The sequence below is a fragment of the Amycolatopsis albispora genome, from assembly GCF_003312875.1.
GTDB lineage: Bacteria > Actinomycetota > Actinomycetes > Mycobacteriales > Pseudonocardiaceae > Amycolatopsis > Amycolatopsis albispora.
This window is the reverse complement of sequence record NZ_CP015163.1, coordinates 8114086-8133728: the sequence shown is the minus strand read 5'-3', so window position 1 is coordinate 8133728 and position 19643 is coordinate 8114086. Positions and strand designations below refer to the sequence as shown.

The window sequence follows — 19643 nt, the reverse complement described above, 5'->3', positions numbered from 1 at the left end:
GCCTCCAGCCTCTGATGAGCATGTCCAGGCAGCTTATAGGGTAGCCTTACCTAGCTAGTCCCCCAGGTGAGTCAGGGAGGCGACGTTGACCGGCCGGGACGTGCTCCGACGCGCGATCGGCGGGCACAAGGGACGCCTCACCGCGGCTTCTGTGCTCGCGGCCGCGCACCAGGGCTGCGAAGCATTGGTGCCGGTGCTGATCGGCGTGGTGGTCGACCGGGCGATCGCGCCCGCTTCGGCTGCGGAACTGGTGACGTGGCTGGCCGTGTTGCTGGTGTTGTTCGCCGCGTTGTCGAACACCTACCGGCACGCGCTGCGCCTGGCCGAGCGTGCTGCCGAGTACACCGGGCACCGCATCCGCCTGGTGCTGAGCGAGCGGATTCTGCACCCGCGCGGCGGTGCCGAGGCGAGCCACCTGCCCGGGGCGCTGGTGAACATCGCGACCGAGGACGCGCGGCGCGTCGGCTCGGTGAACGGGGTGTTGCCGTTCGGCATCGCGGCGATCGCCGGGATCGTGGTCAGCGCCGTGTTCCTGCTGCTGATCAGCGTGCCGCTCGGGCTGCTGGTGCTGCTGGGCGTGCCACCGCTGCTGTGGCTCGGGCACCTGATCGGCAAGCCGCTCGAGCGTCGCAGCGGGGTCGAGCAGGAGCGGGCGGCGCACGCGTCGGGGATCGCCGCGGATTTGGTCGCCGGGCTGCGCGTGCTCAAGGGCATCGGCGCCGAGCCTGCCGCGATCGACCGGTACCGCCGGACGAGCCAGGACTCGCTGGGCGCCACCTTGCGCGCGGCCCGAGCGCAGGCGTGGCACGGCGGCGCGGTGCTCACGCTCACCGGCATCTTCATCGCGTTGGTCGCGCTGGTCGGCGGCAATCTCGCGATCAGCGGGGCGATCAGCGTGGGCGATCTGGTGGCCGCGGTCGGGCTCGCGCAGTTCCTGCTCGGACCGCTGAGCGTGCTCGGCTGGGCGAATGCGGAGCTGGCGCAGGGGCGGGCGTCGGCGGCTCGGGTGGCCGAGGTGCTGTCCGCGCCGCAGGCCGTCGAAGGCGGGACCGGGGCGGTCCCGGCCGAGGTCGCCGGCGAGGTCCGGCTGACCGGGGTGCGGCATGGCGCGCTCAAGGGGGTGGACCTGGAGGTCGCGCCCGGGGAACTGGTGGGCGTGGTGACCGGCGATCCGGCTGCGGCCACGAGCTTGCTGGACTGCCTCGGCCGTGACGCCGACCCGGTCGAAGGCGCCGTTCTTCTCGACGGGACACCTTTGGCGTCGATGGACCCGCACGAGATCCGCGCCGCGATTCTGGTCGCCGCGCATGACGCCGACCTCTTCGAGGGCACGCTGCTGGAGAACGTTGGCACCGAGGACGTGCTGGTCGCGGCCGCCGCGGACGAGGTCGCCAGCGCGCTGCCCGACGGCGTGCACACCAAGATCACCGAACGCGGGCATTCGCTTTCCGGTGGGCAGCGGCAGCGGGTCGCGCTGGCTCGCGCGCTCGCCGTGGAGGCGCCGGTGCTGGTGGTGCACGACCCCACGACGGCGGTCGACACGGTCACCGAGGCGAGGATCGCGGCGGGGCTGGCGCGGTTCCGGCGTGCGCGCACCACGGTGCTGGTCACCACCAGCCCGGCCCTGCTCGCCGAGACGGACCGCGTGGTGCTGATCGAAGACGGCGTGGTGAGCGCCGTGGGGCGGCACGGTGATCTGGTCCGTGACCTGCCCGCCTATCGTGCGACGGTGCTCTCGTGAGCGCGGAACGTCCCCTGCTGCCGATCGCGTCCGGCAAGCGGACCTGGGCCGTGGTCGCCGGGCTGCTGCGCGAGCAGCGCGGGCGGGCGCTGGCCACGTTCGCGATGCTCTTCTCGGCGACGGCGATCGGGCTGGCGATCGCGCCGCTGCTCGGCTCGATCGTCGACCTGGTCACGAACAAGGAGTCCGCCGACGCGCTGGTGGTGCCGGTGGTCGCGCTGGTCGGGGTGGCACTCGCCCAGGGGCTGGCGATGGCACTCGGGATCTCCATGGTTGCCGGGCTGGGCGAGACCATGCTCGCGACGCTGCGGGAACGCTTCGTCGAGCGGGCGCTGAACCTGCCGTTGTCCGAGGTGGAGCGCGCGGGCTCCGGCGACCTGACCTCGCGGGTGACCAGCGACGTCTCGGTGATCGCGCGGGCCGTTCGTGAGGCGCTGCCGGAGCTGTCGCGGTCGACGCTGACCATCGTGCTCACCTTCGGCGCGCTGGCGTTGCTGGACTGGCGATTCCTGCTCGCGGCGCTGCTCGCGGCGCCGATCCAGGTGTTCGCCGTACGCCGGTACACGCGCCAGGCCATTCCCCTCTATGCGGCTCAGCGGGTGGCCGCGGGCGCGCAGCACCAGCAGTTGCTCGACACGGTCGGCGGTGCGCGCACGGTCCGGGCGTTCCGGCTGGCGGACAGCCACGTCGAGCGGGTGCGCCGGCGGTCCGATGCGGCGGTCACGCTGTCCCTGCGCGGGATCCGGCTGGTGACGACCTTCTTCGCGCGATTGAACTACGCCGAGTTCATCGGCCTGGCGGCGGTGCTGATCGCCGGGTTCCTGCTGGTGCGCGGCGGTGGCATGACGATCGGCACGGCCACCGCGGCGGCGCTGTACTTCCACAACCTGTTCGGGCCGATCATGACCGCGCTGGCGCTGGTCGACGACGCGCAGGCGGCCACCGCGAGTCTCGCGCGCCTGATCGGTGTCGCCGACCTGCCCTCGACCCCGGAGCCGGAGCGGTCGGCCGCCCCGGTCGACGCCTCGGTGAAGACCGCCGAGGTGGGGCACGCCTACGTGCCGGGGCACGACGTGCTGCACGAGGTCAGCGTGCACATCGGCACCGGGGAGCGGGTCGCGCTCGTGGGGGCGAGCGGTGCCGGGAAGACGACCTTGGCGAAGCTGATCGCCGGCATCCACCCGCCGTCGAGCGGGTCGATCTCGCTGGGCGGCGTGCCGCTGGGCGAGCTGGGGCCGTCCGCGACGCGGCGCACGGTCGCCCTGATCAGCCAGGAGGTGCATGTGTTCGCCGGTGCGCTGGCCGACGACCTGCGCCTGGCGAAACCGTCGGCGACCGACGAGGAGCTGCACGCGGCACTGGCCGAGGTCGGCGCGCTGGAGTGGGCGACCTCGCTGCCGGACGGCCTCGCCACCGTGGTCGGCGACGGTGGTCACCGGCTCACTGTCACGCAGGCGCAGCAGCTGGCGCTGGCGCGGCTGGTTCTGACCGATCCGCCGATCGTCATCCTCGACGAGGCGACGGCCGAGGCGGGCAGCGCGGGGGCGCGGGTGCTGGAGGCGTCCGCGGGTGCCGCGCTGCGTGGCCGCACCGGGCTGGTGGTGGCGCACCGGCTCAGCCAGGCGGCCGCCGCCGACCGGATCGTGGTGCTGGACGGCGGCCGGGTGGCCGAGTCCGGAACGCATGACGAGTTGGTCGCCGCCGGTGGGCGTTATGCGCGGCTATGGGAGGCGTGGTCCGGTCAGCGACAGTGACCAAGCTGTGCTGCGAGGGGAGCCACTCGGGACTTGACGTTGATGTTTGGTTAGGCAAACCTGAGTTGCCTTGCCCGTTCGACCCCTAAGGACCTGACGATGGATCGATCCCCGACCCGCCGCTTCCGGCGTTTCGCCGGGCTGCTGACCTCGGCGCTGCTGGCCGGTGCCGCGCTCGCCGGGTGCGGTAGTGAGGAAGCGCCCGCGGCGCCCACCGCTCCGGGCGCTGTCCCGGTCGAGCCCGCCGCCTTCCCGGTGACGATCGACCACAAGTACGGGTCCACCGAGATCAAGGCGGAGCCGAAGCGGATCGTCACGGTCGGGTACACCGATCAGGACGCGCTGCTTTCCGTGGGCGTGGTGCCGGTGGCCACCAGCGAGTTCGTCGGCGAGTTCCCCGGCGCGATCGGGCCGTGGGCGACCTCGAAGCTGAACGGCGCGCCGCTGCCCGAGGTGATGAAGGGCAGCGCGGACCCGCAGTTCGAGAAGATCGCCTCGCTGCGCCCCGACCTCATCCTCGGCCTGTACTCGGGGCTGACCCAGGAGCACTACGACAAGCTCGCGCAGATCGCGCCGACCATCGCGCAGCCGAAGGAGTTCAAGGACTACGGCGTGCCGTGGCAGGAGAGCACCCGCAAGATCACCAAGGCGGTGGGCCGCGGTGGTGCCGGTGAGATGATCATCTCCGAGGTCGAGGCGAAGCTCGCGCAGGTCAAGCAGGCGCACCCGGAGTTCGCGGGCAAGAGCGCGCTGATGGCGACCACCTACCAGGGCTACTTCATCTACGGCAGCGAAGACCCGCGGTCGCGGGTGCTGACGTCGCTCGGCTTTGTGCTGCCGCCGAACCTCGACCAGGTCATCGGGGACAAGTTCGGCGCGAACATCAGTCCGGAACGCACCGACCTGCTCAACGTGGACGCGCTCGCGTGGATCGTCGCCGGGGTCGACGAGGGGCGCGCGACCTTGGACAAGGACACGCTCTACACGGGCATGCGGGTGGCCAAGGAGAAGCGCGAGGTGCTGATCGACGAGGCCAGCCAGTACGGCGCGGGCATCTCGTTCGTGTCGCCGCTGTCGGTGCCGTGGGTGGTCGACAGGCTGGTGCCGCAGCTGACCGCGGCCGTGGACGGCAACCCGGCCACCGAGGTCAAGCCCGTGACCTCCTGAGCCGATCCGGCGTAGTCGAGCGGGGCACCACTGACGCGAAGTGGTGCCCCGCTCGGCGTTTCAGGCTTGTTGGGGAGGGCCGGGGTCAGCGCAGGGAGGCGGGGCGCAGGTCGGTCCAGTTGGTCTCGACGTAGTCCAGGCACTCCTGGCGCGAGGCCGGTCCGAAGGCGACCGTCCAGCCGGCGGGCACGTCGGCGAACTCCGGCCACAGGCTGTGCTGCTGCTCCTCGTTGACCAGCACCGAGAACGTGCCGTCGGGGTTGTCGAAGGGGTTGGTCATCGGTTGTTCTCCTTAACAGGGGTCTCCGGGGCGGCCGCGGCCTCGGTGAGTACTTCGAGCAGGGAGGTGGCGAGCCCGGTGGCGGTGCCGGCGTCGAAGAGGTCGGTGGCGTAGGTCAGGTAGCAGGGCACGGCGCCGGGGGCCTCGAAGAAGCTGAGGGTCAGGTCGGCGTTCGTGGTGCCGAGGCGGACCGACTCATAGTGCGCGTTCTGCCCGCTCAGTTCCAGCGCGGCGACGGCCTCGTGGTGCACGAGCATGACCTGCGGGCCACGCCAGCCGGGCACTTCGGCGAGCACGTCGGCGAAGGCGGCGTCCTGGTGCTCGAAGGCGCTGAGATCTGTCTCGCGCACGCGCGCGAGAAGCTCGCTGAAGCTGGGCTCGCCGCCGGTGTCGGTGCGGAGCAGCACGGTGTTGAAGAAGCAGCCGACGAGGTCCGCGAGCCGGTCGTCCTCGCGCCCGGCGACCAGCGCACCGATGGGCAGGTCGGTACCGGCGCCGAGCCGGGTGAGCAGCGTGGCGAGCGCCGCCTGCAGCACCATGAACAGGCTGGTGCCGGTTTGCTGTGCGAGCGCGTCGATCGCGGTGTGCAGCTCGGGTTCGATGGTGAATTCGACGAAGTCCCCGCCGCGGGTCGGCTGGGCGGGACGTGGTCGGTCCGCGGGCAACGCGAGTTCGGTGGGCAGGCCGCGCAGCACCTGGCGCCAGTAGCCGAGGTGCTTGCCGTCCTGCTCGCGAGCCCAGCGGCCGTAGTCCGCGTAGCCGACAGGCAACGGGGAGAACTCCGGCGCGCGCCCGGCCAGGCGGGCGGCGTAGGCGGTGTCGAGGTCGCGCAGCAGCGGCACGACGGACCATTCATCGACGCCGACGTAGTAGGCGGTGAACAGCAGCGCCTGCTCGCCGGTGTCCAGTGGGACGAGGCGGAACCGGGCGGGTGGCTCGGTGGTCAGGTCGCCGCCTTCGAGCACGAGGGCTTCGAGGTCACCGTGCGCGGTCTCGAGCACGCGGCCGGGGTCGCGCAGCCGCTGCCAGACCTGGCCGTCGACCTCCTCGAACACGGTCGACAGCGGCTCGTGCCGGGCGAAGACGTCGCGCAGCGCGGCCTGGAGGGCGGCTTCGTTGAAGCCCGGGGAGCGCATGGCCATGGCGATGTCGTAGCCCGGTCGCGGCCCGGCGGCGCGGTACTCGGCCCAGCGGTGCCGCTGGGCGGGTGCCAGTGGGACGCGCTCGGGCCGGGCTTCGGCGCGCAGGTCGGGACGCCGGGTCGTGCGGGCGCCGTCGAGCAGGTCGGCGAGGCCGGCCACGGTGGGAGCGTCGAAGACGTCGCGGATGCGGAGTTGGGAGCCGAGTTCGGCGCGGATGCGCGCGATCAGCCGCATGGACGCCATGGAGTGGCCGCCCAACGTGAAAAAGTTGTCATGCAGTCCGACGCGTGGCAGGCCGAGCACCTCCGCGACCAGGGCGGCGACCGCCTTCTGCTCGGCGGTGACGGGCTGGTCGTCGCCGGTCAGCGCGGAGAAGTCCGGGGCCGGGAGCGCGCGGCGGTCGAGCTTGCCGTTCGGGGTGAGCGGCAGCGGGCCGTCCAGCTCGATGAGCAGCGACGGGATCATGTACTCGGGCAGCAGGTCCGCCAGATACGCACGCAGGTCGCGCCAGTCATGCTGGCCACGCCGGTCGCGCGAGTCGCGCTGGTCTTCCTGGTCGCGCTGGTCGGCGGGTGCGGTCGGCACCACGTAGCCGACCAGCCTGGCGACGCCGCCGGCCCGGTCGACGGTGACCGCGGCCTGGCCGACCGACGGGTGCCGGGTGAGCGCGGCGGCGACCTCGCCGGGTTCGATGCGGAAGCCGCGGATCTTGACCTGGTCGTCGACGCGGCCGAGGAAGTCGAGGTTCCCGTCCGGCCGCCAGCGCGCGCGGTCGCCGGTGCGGTACATGGCCGACCCCGGCGGTCCGAACGGGCAGGCCACGAACCGTTCCGCCGTGAGCCCGGGGCGGCCGAGGTAACCGCGCGCGAGCCCGCGTCCGGCGATGTACAGCTCCCCCGCCACGCCCGGCGGCACCGGCCGCAGGCGCTCGTCGAGCACGTAGGCCGCGGTGTTCGGGTCGGGCACGCCGATGGGGACCGCGCCGGTGTGGCCGTGCTCGGCGCGCCACAGGGTCGAGTTGACCGTGGCCTCGGTGAGTCCGTAGGCGACCAGCAGGTTGAGGCGGTGTGCCCAGCGTTCGATCACGTCGGGTGGCACGACCTCGGTGCCGACGAGAATGGTCGAGCCGTCCGGCAGTTCGCAGTCCGGCGGCAACGCGGCGACCAGCGACGGCGGCAGGATCATGTGCGTGAGCCGGCGTTCGCGCAGGAAGTCGGTGAGCGCGGGGCCCGCGACCCGCACCTCGTCGGGCGCGATGACCAGGCGGCCACCCACGCACAGGGCCATGGTCAGCTCGAAGACGGCGACGTCGAACCCGACCGACGCGAACTGGAGGACGCGGCTGTCCGCGGTCACCCCCATCCGGTCGACGGCGGTCGCGGCCAAGCTGGCGATGCCCTCGTGCGGGACGACCACGCCCTTGGGCTGCCCGGTCGAGCCCGAGGTGTAGATGACGTAGCAGGCGGAGTCGAGCTTCGCCGGGCCCGCGCCAAGCTCGGGAGCCGCGGTCGGTAGCTCGGCCGTGTCGAGGTTGAGCCGTCGCACGCTGGCGACCTCGGGGAGGTGGTCGGCCGTGGTGGCGACCACGAGTCGCGCGCCGGAGTCGGTGAGGAGGTAGGCGATCCGGTCGCTCGGGTGCGCCAGGTCCAGTGGCAGGTACGCGGCGCCGAGCTTGAGCGTGGCGAGCACGGTCGCCACCATCTCGATCGACTTCGGCACCGCGATGCCGACCACGCTCTCCGGTCCGGTCCCGTGCGCGGCGAGCAGGTGCGCGATGCGGTCCGCCTGCCGGTCGAGCTGCCCGTATGTGATCGACCGCGCGCGGTCCACCACGGCGACCGCGTCCGGCGGGACCCGCACTCGTTCGGTGAACAACTCGGTCAGCGGCGCGGCGGGCACGTCCCGGGCTGTCGCGTTGAACTCGTGCAGCACCTGGTCGCGCTCGGCGGGCGTCAGCACCTCTAGCGAGCCGACCGGCCGGCGTGGTTCCCTGCCGACCTGGTCCAAGAGCCGGACCAGGCGGTCGGCGAGCGCCTCGGCGGTGCTCGCGTCGAACCGCTCCGCCGAGTAGTTCAGCTGCAGGGTCAGCTCCCCCGCGTCCGGCCGGTCGATCACCACAAAACCGAGGTCGAACTGCGAGGCACCGGTGTCGGCGTCGAGCCACTCCGTGGGCAGGCCGAGCACGTCGGGGTCCCCATCGGGCCGGTGGTGGTAGGCCACCATCACCTGGAACAGCGGGTTCCGCCCGGTCACGCGCTCCGGGTTGACCACTTCGACCACCCGCTCGAACGGCAGGTCCTGGTGCTCGAAGGCGGCGAACGCGGTCTCGCGCACCCTGGTCAGCACCTGGTCGAAGCCGGGATCGCCGCTGAGGTCGGTGCGCAGCACGAGCGTGTTCACGAAGAAGCCGACCAGGTCCTCCAGCGCGGAGTCGGTGCGCCCGGCGATCGGCGCGCCGAGGGGCAGGTCGGTGCCCGCGCCCAATCGGTGCAGCAGGGTGGCGACCGCGGCGTGGGCCACCATGAACATGCTCGCGCCCGACTCGGCGGCCAGCTCACGCAGCGGCCTCGCGATCCGGTCCGGCACCTCGACGCGAACCTTGCCACCGCGGCCGGTGGGCCGGGCGGGTCGCGGGCGGTCCGCGGGCAGCGGGATTTCCTCGGGCAGGCCACGCAGGGCCTGAGCCCAGAACTCCGCCTGCCGCTCACCGGAAGGCCCGCTCAGGAGCGCGCGCTGCCAGAGCGTGTAGTCCGCGTACTGCACCGGCAGCGGCGCCCAGTCCGGGGCCGCGCCGCCGAGCCGCGCCCGGTAGGCGGTCGCGAGATCGGTGAGGAAGGGGCGGTCGGACCACTCGTCGGTGGCGATGTGGTGCAGCAGGATCGCCACCACGTGGTCGTCCGGTCCGAGGCGCAGCACGTCGGCCCGGATCGGCACCTGGGTGCCGAGGTCGAATGGGCGCCGGACCAGCTCGGCCAGGTCCGGCACGTCGGCCACCTCGCGCACCACGAACTCCGGCTCGGGATCTTCGAGCACCAGCTGGTGCGGCTCGCCGTCGCGTTCGGGGAACACCGTGCGCAGCACCTCGTGCCGCCTCATCACGTCGCGGAGCGCGGCCCGGAGTGCGTCGACATCCAGCGCACCGGTCAGCCGGACGACCAGTGGGAAGTGGTAACCGGCCCCGCCGCCCATCCAGTCGAGCAGCCAGAGCCGCTGCTGCGCCGAGGACAACGGCACCGGCGACGGCCGTTCGGCGCGCTCGGTGCGCTCAAGGGCAGGCCGTTCCGAGGTCGCCCCCGTGCGCAACGCCAGGTCAGCCGGGGTCGGTGCCTCGAACAGGTCGCGAATGGCCAGTTCCGCGCCGAGGTCGGTGCGGGCCCGGCTGATCAGCCGGGTAGCGAGCAGCGAATGCCCGCCGAGGTCGAAGAAGTTGTGCTCGACACCGACCTCGGGCAGCCCGAGGACCTCGGCGAAGAGCGCGCACAGCACCTGCTCGGCGTGGGTTTCCGGCGCCCGCGACTCGGTGAGCCGCACCGCGGGGTCCGCGTCCGGCAGGGCCTTGACGTCGAGCTTGCCGTTGTCGGTCAGCGGCAGTTCGTCGAGGACCACCAGCGCCGACGGCACCATGTAGTCCGGCAGGCTCTGCTTCAGCTCGGCACGCAACTTCGCGACGAGCGTCCCGGTGCCGCGCGCGGCCGACGGGTCGTTGGCGAGCTCGGCGGCACCGATCGGCCGGTACAGCCCCTCGGTCGGACCGGCCTGCGAGGTGAACACCGCCTCGAAACCGCCGTCCGACCAGGTGGTGTGCACCTGGTAGCCGAGCGCGGCCCCCAGCTCGTGGACGTCCTCCTGCTCGACACCGCCCGCTTCGAGGCGCGCGTCCGGGATCGGGCCGACGCGGACGGCACCGGTGTGCTCGCGCAGTCGCGACCGCAGCTGCCCGGCACCGCGCCACGGCTCCAGCGGCACTTCGGTCACGTCCACGGCGGCGACCGGCTCCCGCCTGAGGACCACGTCGTACCGGTACCGGCTCAGTTCGTTGTGGTGCCGCGCGCGCTTGGTCCGGATCTCGGCCCGGACGCCGGGGATCGTGGCGAAGTAGTCCGGGTCGAGCAGCAGTTCCTTCTCCATCGCGACCCCGCGTTCGACCGCCGCCGCGTCCTCGCCACCGCGGATCGCGGTGTGGAAGTGCGTGCTCAGGCGCAGGTTCCGCACGTCACCGACAAAGAGCGCACCGCCGGGCGCGAGCAGGTCGAGCGCGCCGGTGAGCACGCGGGTCAGGTAGTCCGCGCTCGGGAAGTACTGGATCACCGAGTTGAGCACGATGGTGTCGAACCGCCCGGCGGGCAGGCCGTCGAACTGGTGCGCGGGGCGGCAGTGCAGGTGCACCTTGGCCGCCAGGTCCGGGTCCGCGGCCAGCTCGGCACGCAGCTTGTCGATCACCGGTGCCGCGAAGTCGGTGCCCCAGTACTCGTCGGCCAGTGGCGCGAGCTGCCCGAGCAGCAGGCCGGTGCCGACCCCGATCTCCAGCACGCGGCGGGGCCGCAGCTCGGTGATCCTGGCGACGGTGGCCTCCCGCCACTCACGCATGTGCTCGACCGGGATCGGCTGCCCGTCGTAGCTGGAATCCCAGCCGGCGAAGTCCTCTTCGAACACCGCGACCGGGATCTCGGTGTACTCGTCGGTGTAGACCTGTTGCCATTCACCTATTTGCGCCGCTTCGGCTTCGGCGCGGGCGTCCCCGGTCAGGCGCGCCGGAACGACGTAACCGATCAGCCGCTTGAGCCCCGGAGTCGACGGGTCGGGCCGCGCGATCACCGCCGCGCGCACAACCTCGTCGTAACTCGCCAGCACGGACTCGATCTCGCCCAGCTCAACGCGGTAACCGCGGACCTTGACCTGGTCGTCGGTGCGGCCGAGGAAGTCGATGATCCCGTCCGGGCGACGCCGGACCAGATCACCCGTCCGGTACATCCGCCCACCCGGATGGCCGAACGGGTCCGCGCCAAACCGCTCGGCGGTCAGCGCGGGCCGCCGGAGGTAACCACGCGCCAGCCCGGCGCCGCTGATGTACAGCTCACCCGCGACACCGTCGGGCACCGGCCGCAGCCAGGGGTCCAGGATGTAGGCGTCGGTGTTCCAGATCGGCCCGCCGACCGTCGGCGTGCGGCTGTCGTTGGTGCCGCCGCCGAGCGTGTTGATCGTGTATTCGGTGGGGCCGTACAGGTTGTACCCGTAGGTGTCCTCGGTCTCGAGCAGCCGCGACCACACCTGCTCCGACACGGCCTCACCGCCGAGCAGCACCAGGACCGGGCGGTGCCGTCCCTCGCCGCGTTCCAGCAGCCCTTCTTCGAACAGCAGGTGCGCGTAGGTGGGCGTGACGTTGACAACGTCGATGCGGTGGGCGTCGCAATAGGACACCAGCGCTTCGGCGTCGCGCCGCAGTTCCTCGTCGCAGATGTGCACTTCGTGGCCCTCGACGAGCCACAGCAGTTCCTCCCACGACATGTCGAAGCCGAACGAGACGGTGTGCGCGATCCGCAGGCGGCGCCCGCCCGCGCTCGCCACCGCCGGGCCGAAGATGGCTTCCTGGTGGTTCAGCTGCATGTTGGTCAGCCCGCGATACGGCGTGACCACGCCTTTCGGCCTGCCGGTGGAGCCCGAGGTGTAGATGACGTAGGCGGGGTGCTCCATGCGGTCCGCGCGGCTGCGCTCGAAGCCTGGACGCTCCACATCGGACAGCGCGTGTCCCGGAAACGACGTGAGGTCGAGTTCGTCCAGCAGCAGCCAATCGCGGGCTTCGCCGGTGGCGAGCCGCGCGGCCCGGACGCCGGAAGTGGTGACCACACACCACGGCGAGGCGTCGTCGAGCATCAGCGCGAGCCGGTCGGCCGGGTAGTCCAGCTCCAGCGGCAGATACGCGGCACCGGTGCGCAGCACCGCGAACAGCGCTACCACCATGTCGATCGACCGTGGCAGCCCGAGCGCCACCACCCGTTCTGGACCGGCGCCGTGCGCGAGCAGCAGCCGAGCCATCCGGTTGATCCGCGTGTCCAGCTCCACATAGGACAGGACTTCGCCGCCGAACACCAGCGCCGTCGCGTCTGGCGTGCGTGAAGCCTGCGCCTCCAAGAAATCGGCGACCGTGTCCGGCGGCAGTTCCGCGCGCTTGCCGGACCAGGTCGCTTCGAGTTCCCGTCGTTGTTCCGGAGTCGGCGCGCCGAGTGTGCCGACCCGCGCGGACAGGTCGCCGATCATTTCCCTGACCAGCGCGGTGAACCGGTCGAGCAACGCGGTCGCGGTGGCCGCTTCGAGCACATCGTCCCGATAGGACAGTGTAACGCGCATCCGCTCACCAGGCGTGAGCACCAGGGTGAGCGGGTAGTGGGTGGCATCGAAGTTGGCCAGCGCGGTGACGCCGTGCCGAGACCGCAGCTCGGCGAACCGTTCCTCACCATCGGCGTTGCGCAGCACGAACAGGCTGTCGAAGAGCTGCCGGTGGCCGGACTCCGACTGCACCACGCCGAGGCTCATGAACTCGTACGGGTTGAGCGCCATCCGCTCGTCCTGCAGCCGCCGCAACAGGTCGGCCACCCGCTCGCCGGGGTCGAGCGTGACGCGCACCGGCACGGTGTTCAGGAACAGGCCGACGATCGACTCGATGTCGGGCACGCCGGTCGGGCGCCCCGCGACGGCCGCGCCGAACACCACGTCGTCACGGCCCAGCACCCCGGAGAGCACCAGCGCCCACGCGGCGTTCAGCACGCTGTTCATCGTCACGCCGTGCAGCCGCGCCTGTGCACGCAGGCGATCCGTCTCGCCGGCGGTGAACAGCGCGTCCAGGTTCGTCGGCGTCGCGGGATCGCGCGGCCGCTCGGCCGGGCCGACCAGCGTTGGTTCGTCGAGCCCCGACATGGCCTTGCGCCAGGCATCGGTCGCGGCCTCAATGTCCTGGCTTTCCAGCCACGCCAAGTAGTCGCGATAGGACCCGGCGGCGGGCAGGTCGGCATCCGGCGCGTCGTACAACGCCAGCAGTTGCTCGATGAACAACCACGCCGACCAGCCGTCCCACAGCAGCAGGTGGCGGTGCAGCACCACGCGGTCACGGCCGTTGCCCAGCCGCACCAGGAGCACCCGGAACAACGGCGGCGCGCTGAGGTCGAACCGCTTCGCGCGGTCGTCGGCCATCAGCTCGGCCAGTCGCTCGGCCTCCTCCACTTCGGACAGACCGGTCAAATCCACTTCGGACACCGGCGGCTCGGCTTCAGCCAGCACAAACTGGACCGGACCGGGCAAGCCTTCACTGGTGAATCCGGCACGCAGGCTGGCGTGCCGTGCCAGCAGCGCCGCACAGGCACCGCGCAGACGGCCGTGGTCGAGGCGGCGGTCGAAGTCGATCGCCTCCTGGACGGTGTAGACGTCGATCCCGGAGCTGTCGTACGCCGAATGGAAGAACAGGCCTTCCTGCAACGGCGACAGCGGCCAGACCTCGGCGACCGGACCGGGACTGGTGCGCCTGATCCGCGCCATCTCGAGATCGTTCAGCGTGATGAGTTCGACCGCACTGTCCACAGCGGATTCGTCGGCCACCGTCGCGTGCTCGGCCAGCGCGGCGGGAGTGCGGCGCGTGAACACGTCGCTGGGGCTGAGCACGAGACCGGCCGCACGTGCGCGACTGGACACGCTGATCGACGAGATGCTGTCGCCGCCGAGCAGGAAGAAGTCGTCGTCGGCGCCGACTTCGGCCAGACCGAGCACGTCGGCGAACACCTCGGTGAGCAGGCGTTCACGAGCCGTTTCCGGCGCCCGCTTCCCCGCAACGGGCTGCTCGGGTGCGGGAAGTGCGGCCGTGTCGAGCTTTCCGCTGGGGGTCAACGGCAGCTCGTCGAGCACCACGAACGCACTCGGGATCATCGGCGCGGGCAGCACTTCGGCGAGTTCACCCGGCAATGCGGCCGGATCGGCCTTGCCCACCAGGTACGCGACCAGCCTGTCGTCCTTGGCGACCACGGCCGCCCTCGCGACCCCCGGCCGGGTGGCCAGCGCGGCTTCGATTTCGCCGAGTTCGATCCGGTTGCCGCGGATCTTCACCTGGCGGTCGGTGCGGCCCAGGTAGTCGAGCACCCCGTTGTCCCGCCGCGACACCAGGTCGCCGGTGCGGTACATCCGGGAACCCGGATCCCCGAACGGATCCGCGACGAACCGGCTCGCCGTCAGCCCCGGACGTGCGTGATATCCGCGAGCGAGCTGGACCCCGGCGAGGTACAACTCCCCCGGCACGCCATCGGGCACCGGGCGCAACGCCGAGTCGAGCACGTACAACCGCGTGTTCCACACCGGACGTCCAATGGGGACGGTGATGTCCGGTGCGCCGTTGAACGGCTGGTAGGTGACGTCAACCGCGGCTTCCGTAGGCCCGTAAAGGTTGTGCAGCGGAACGCCGGTCAGCGCGTCCCATCGGAACGCGGCGGCGCCGGGCAATGCTTCCCCGCTGGCGAACACCCGGCGCAGGCTCGCCGCCCAGGCCGGATCCGCGGTCACCTCTTCGGCGGCAAGGAAAGCCGCCAGCATCGACGGCACGAAGTGCATTGTGGTCACACCGCGCGCACGCACCAGGTCCGCGAGGTACGCCGGGTCACGGTGGCCGTCTGGCCGGGCGAACACCACGGCGGCGCCCTCGCACAGCGGCCAGAAGAACTCCCACACCGATACGTCGAAGCTGGACGGGGTTTTCTGCAGCACCCGGTCTTCGCTGGTCAGTCGGTATTCGTCCTGCATCCAGGCGAGCCGGTTGACGATCGCGCGATGGGTGACCAGCACGCCCTTGGGGCGGCCGGTGGAGCCGGAGGTGTAAATCAGGTACGCGGGGTGGTCCGGCCCGGCCGCGGCGCCCGCGACCGGCGCGATCTCCGGACCGTCGACCGGCACCTGCTCACCGGCGCCGACCGGCTCACCCGCCGTGACAACCAGGCGTGCCCCGGAATCTTCGAGCATGAAGGCGATCCGGTCGGCCGGGTAGTCCGGATCGACCGGCAGGTAGGCCGCGCCGGACTTGAGCACGCCGAGCAACGCGACCATCAGCTCGGCCGAGCGCGGCACGGCGACGGCCACAACCTGCTCCGGCCCGGCTCCACGAGCCCGCAATCGGTTCGCCAGCGACTCGGCGCGCTGGTCGAGTTCCGCATAGGACAGTTCGGCATCGTCGGCGAGCACAGCGATGGCGTCCGGCGTCCGCGCGACCTGGTCCGCAAACGCTTGCACCAGGGTCTTTTCGGCGACCTCCCAGGTGGTCGCGTTTCGTGCCTCGATACGTGCACGCTCCACATCGGACAACAGCGAGACACGGGCGACGAGCTGGTCCGGATCAGCGGCAACGGCCTCCAGTACTCGGACAAACCGGTCCGCAAGCGCTTGCGCTCGCTCGGGATTGAGCCGCGCCGCGTCGTACTTCAGGCTGAATTCGAGCCGTTGCCCGGGCGCGACGATGAGTGCGACCGGGTAGTGCACGGCATCGACGATTTCCACATCGGACACCCGCAGCGTGCCGCCGGCATCCCCAGCCTGTGGATAGTTCTCGACCACCACGAGCGTGTCGAACAGCTCGCCCTGCGCCCCGGTCATCCGCTGCAGTTCGGCCAGGCCGAGGTGCTGGTGGTCGAGCAACGCCGCCTGGTCCCGCTGCAGCCTGGTCAGCGCCTCGGCGAGCGTTTCGCCCGGCGTGTAGCGGAATCGCAGCGGCACGGTGTTGATGAACAGGCCCACCGCGGACTCGATGCCTTCGACCTCGGCGCCGCGGCCCGAGACCGTGCTGCCGAACACCAGGTCGTCGCGACCGGTGAGGTGCCCGAGCAGCAGGCCCCACGCGCCGTGCAGCACGGTGCCCATGGTGAGGCCGCGTTCCCGCGTCCTGCCCAGCAACCGGTTCGTGGTGCGCTCGCTCAGCTGGAGTCGAACCTTTTCCGGCTGCCTGCGGACACCTTCACGCGCCGGGCCGACCAGCAGGGTCGGCTCGTCCACTTCGGACAGTTCGGAACGCCAGGCTTCGCGCGCGGCTTCATGATCACGTGATGCGAGCGCGGCGAGATACGCGCGCCGGGAGCTGGGCGGCGGCAGCTCGGCCGGGGTCGCGTAGCGGGCGAGCAGTTCGCGCACCATCACCACCACGGACCAGCCGTCCGCGACGATGTGGTGGAAGGTGAGGGCGAGCCGCGTGCGCTCACCACGAACCAGGGTCGCGCGCAGCAGTGGCGGCCGTTCGAGGTCGAACGGCGTGGTCCGGTCGGCGGCCAGCTCCGCGTCGGAATCGACCACGCGCCAAGGAAGTTCGGCGTGGGCGGCGACGATCTGCACCACCTGTCCGTCCTCGCGCTGCCGGAAACCGGAGCGCAACGAACCGTGCCGGTCGAGCAGATCCTGTGTCGCGCGCCGCAAGGCGTCGGCGTCGACCGGGCCGTCGAGGTCGAAGATCTCCTGAATGGTATAGACGTCACCGGCGTCCGGATCGAAGCGCGCGTGGAAGAAGAAGCCTTCCTGCAACGGTGTCACCGGCAGGACTTCCTCGACCTCGGCAAAACCGGCCAGCTCGTCCTGGCTCAGCTCGATCCGCGCGATCTCCGGTTCCGGCAAGGCTTCGCCGGTTTTCGCGACCGCGATGCCCGCGAGCTTTTCGACCGTGCGGTGACTGAACACCTGGCGGGGCGTGATCTCCAAGCCGAGCCGCGCGGCGCCCAGCACCAGCCGGATCGAGGTGATGCTGTCGCCGCCGAGTATGAAGAAGTCGTCCTCGATGCCGACGCTGTCCAGGCCGAGCACGTCGGCATACAGCTCACACAGCAGGTGCTCGCGTGGGGTGCGGGGCGCACGGCCGGTGCTCAACGCGCCGAAGTCCGGCATCGGGAGCGCGGCGCGGTCGAGCTTGCCGTTGGTCATGATCGGCAGGCTTTCCAGCACCACGAACGCCGACGGCACCATGTATGCGGGCAGTCTGTCCTCTGTGTAGCTTCGCAGGGCCTTCATCAGCACGCCCGCGTCGCGGAAGGTCGCGGGAGTGTTGGCGTAGGCGGCCAGCTCGCGAAACTCACTGCTGGCGGGGCGATAGACCTCGCCAGGTGAGACACCTGGGACGGTGAACACGGCGTCGAACTCGCCGTTGAGGGCGTCGCCGGTCCAGGTAAGCGCGACGTCGTAACCGGATTCGGCGGCCAGCGCGGCGACGACTTCGGGATCAACACCGGCGGGAAGTTCCTCACCGCCATCGACTGTCCTCAGTGAAGTGAGGTCAGGAAGAAGCCGGGCGTTCGGCACTCCGGTGACGCGGAGGGCCTCCGGCCTCTCGGCGGCCAGCCGTTCGCGCAGCGCATCGACTCCCGGCCAGCTGAGTTCCACTATGGACTCAGGCGTGTCGAGCTTCGCTTGATGCAGGACAACGTCGTAGCGGTGCCTGCTCAGCTCGTTGTCGTAGTCCGCACGCTTGATACGCACATCCGCGGCGCCACCCAACTCGGCAGCCAGCGCCGGGAAGAAGTCGGGATCGAGGAGCAGTTCACCTTCCCAGGCAACGGCCGCGTCGACAGCGATGCGGGACGCCTGATCGCCGTGCCGTTCCACCTCTACGGCCGCACGCAACGCACGCAACGTCCGCAGATTCCGTATGTCGCCGAGGAAAACCGATCCGCCGGGAACAAGCAGTTCCATTGCCTGGCGAACCACGTCGGCGAGATATGAAGCGCTCGGGAAGTACTGCGCCACCGAGTTGATCACTACGGTGTCGAAGAACCCGGCTGGCAGACCCGAGAAGTCGTGTGCGGGTTGTGCCCGCAGTTCGACCTTCTCGGCAAGGTCCGCGCTGATGCGTTGCCGGAGCACCGCGACGACCTCTTCGGACAGATCCAGGCCCCAGTACGCCTCACAGTCAGGCGCGACCTGGGACAGGATCAGTCCACTTCCGACACCGATCTCCAGCACCCGCTTCGGCTGGAGTTCTCGGATTCTGTCCACTGTGGCCGCACGCCAGGACCGCATGTCTTCCAGCGGCAGGGCTTCTCCGTCATAGGTGCTGTTCCAGCCGCTGAACCCTTCGTCGTCCGCGACCGAGTACAGCAGTTCGTGCAGGCCCTTCCACTGGCTCACCTGCGCCAGCTCGGTTTCCTCGTTCTGCTCGGCCGTTTCCGGGACGACGTAGGCGACGAGCCGCCGGTCACCGGGCTTCACCTCGCGCGGCACGACGGCCACCCGGCTCACGGATTCGTGGGCGGACAGCACGGATTCGATCTCACCGGGCTCGATGCGGTGCCCGCGGATCTTCACCTGGTGGTCGGCTCGGCCGAGGAAGTCGATGTTGCCGTCGGCACGCCAGCGGGCGCGGTCGCCCGTGCGGTACATCCGGTCGCCGGGAGCACCGAAGAGGTCGGCGACAAAGCGTTCGGCGGTCAGCCCGGGCCGCCCGACGTATCCACGCGCGAGCCCGCGCCCGGCAACGTAAAGCTCACCCTCGGCGCCGATCGGCACCGGCCGCAGATTGTCGTCGAGGATGTAGCAGCGGGTGTTCGGGTCCGGCTTGCCGATCGGCACCGGCCCGGTCCAGTCCGGCTCGGCGCGCCAGAGGGTGGAGTTCACCGTGGCTTCGGTGAGGCCGTACGCGGCGACCACGCGGAGTTGCCGCGACCAGCGCGCGATCAGTTCCGGTGGCACGGTTTCGGTGCCGACGACCAGCACCGCGCCCTCGGGCAGCTCGCACTCCGGCGGCAGCGCGGCCACCAGCGACGGCGGCAGGATCATGTGCGTGGCACCGTTTTTGGCGATGTAGCCGGTCAGTTCCGGTCCCGCGACACGGCGGTGGGACGGGACCAGGATCACCCGGCCGCCCACGCACAGCGACATCACCAGGTCCCAGACGGTCACGTCGAACCCGGCGGACGCGAACTGCACCACGCGGCTTTCCGGGCCGATGCCGAGGCGCTCGGTCGCCGTGGCGATCAGGCTGCCGATGCCGTCGTGGGACAGCACCACGCCCTTGGGCAGTCCCGTGGACCCGGAGGTGTAGATGACGTACGCCGCGCGCTCCAGCTCATGTGGACTGTCCACATTGGTATCCGGATACGTTTCCAAGCCCAAGGCCGGATCGTCGAGCAGGATCGGCTCGGTTCCGGCAGGCAGTTCACCGGCGAGATCCACTGTGGACAGCACGTGCCCGGCGCCGGAATCCTCGAGCAGGTAAGCAATGCGGTCTTCGGGGTGGTCCAGGTCGAGCGGCAGGTACGCGCCCCCCGCCTTCATCACGCCCAGCAAAGCGATGACCAGCAACGGAGTGCGCGGCAGCGCCACGCCGACGACGTCCTCCGCACGCACACCGCGCTGCCGCAGCAGGCGTGCCACGCGGTTCGCCGCGGCGTTCAGTTCGCGATAGGTGAGGCGCTCGTCCTCGCACACCACCGCGACCGCGTCCGGCGTGCGGCGAACCTGCGTTTCGAAGGCGACCGGCCAGGTCAGCTCGGGCACTTCGCGGTCGTCACGGCCGAACTCAGCAATCAGCCTGGCCAACTCCGCATCGGATCGGCCCGGCT

5 protein-coding genes are annotated in these 19643 nt (G+C 70.9%); 3 read left to right on the top strand and 2 right to left on the bottom strand.

Annotated elements, in window-relative coordinates; genetic code table 11:
• Positions 1-85 precede the first annotated feature (85 nt).
• The 3 genes from A4R43_RS38375 to A4R43_RS38365 all read left to right on the top strand — a co-directional run bounded on the left by A4R43_RS38375 (position 86) and on the right by A4R43_RS38365 (position 4662).
• A complete protein-coding gene (locus A4R43_RS38375; RefSeq protein WP_205215156.1) occupies positions 86-1741 on the top strand; it encodes an ABC transporter ATP-binding protein in 1656 nt (551 codons plus the stop codon).
• Complete coding sequence (locus A4R43_RS38370) at positions 1738-3495, top strand: ABC transporter ATP-binding protein (protein WP_113696571.1); 1758 nt, start codon at positions 1738-1740, stop codon at positions 3493-3495. The genes A4R43_RS38375 and A4R43_RS38370 overlap by 4 nt, the downstream gene beginning before the upstream one ends.
• 99 nt (positions 3496-3594) lie before the next feature.
• Entirely contained in the window at positions 3595-4662 is a 1068-nt protein-coding gene (locus tag A4R43_RS38365) for an iron-siderophore ABC transporter substrate-binding protein (RefSeq protein ID WP_113696570.1), read from the top strand.
• Positions 4663-4747: 85 nt separating this feature from the next.
• Here the strand turns inward: A4R43_RS38365 and A4R43_RS38360 are convergent, their stop codons facing one another.
• Positions 4748-4942: an MbtH family protein gene (locus A4R43_RS38360; RefSeq protein ID WP_113696569.1), complete on the bottom strand. Its 195-nt coding sequence runs from the start codon at positions 4940-4942 to the stop codon at positions 4748-4750.
• Positions 4939-19620 carry a non-ribosomal peptide synthetase gene (locus A4R43_RS38355; RefSeq protein ID WP_162788743.1) on the bottom strand — a complete coding sequence of 4894 codons (14682 nt, stop codon included), beginning with the start codon at positions 19618-19620 and terminating at the stop codon, positions 4939-4941. Before A4R43_RS38355 ends, A4R43_RS38360 begins: the two co-directional genes overlap by 4 nt.
• Positions 19621-19643 lie beyond the last annotated feature (23 nt).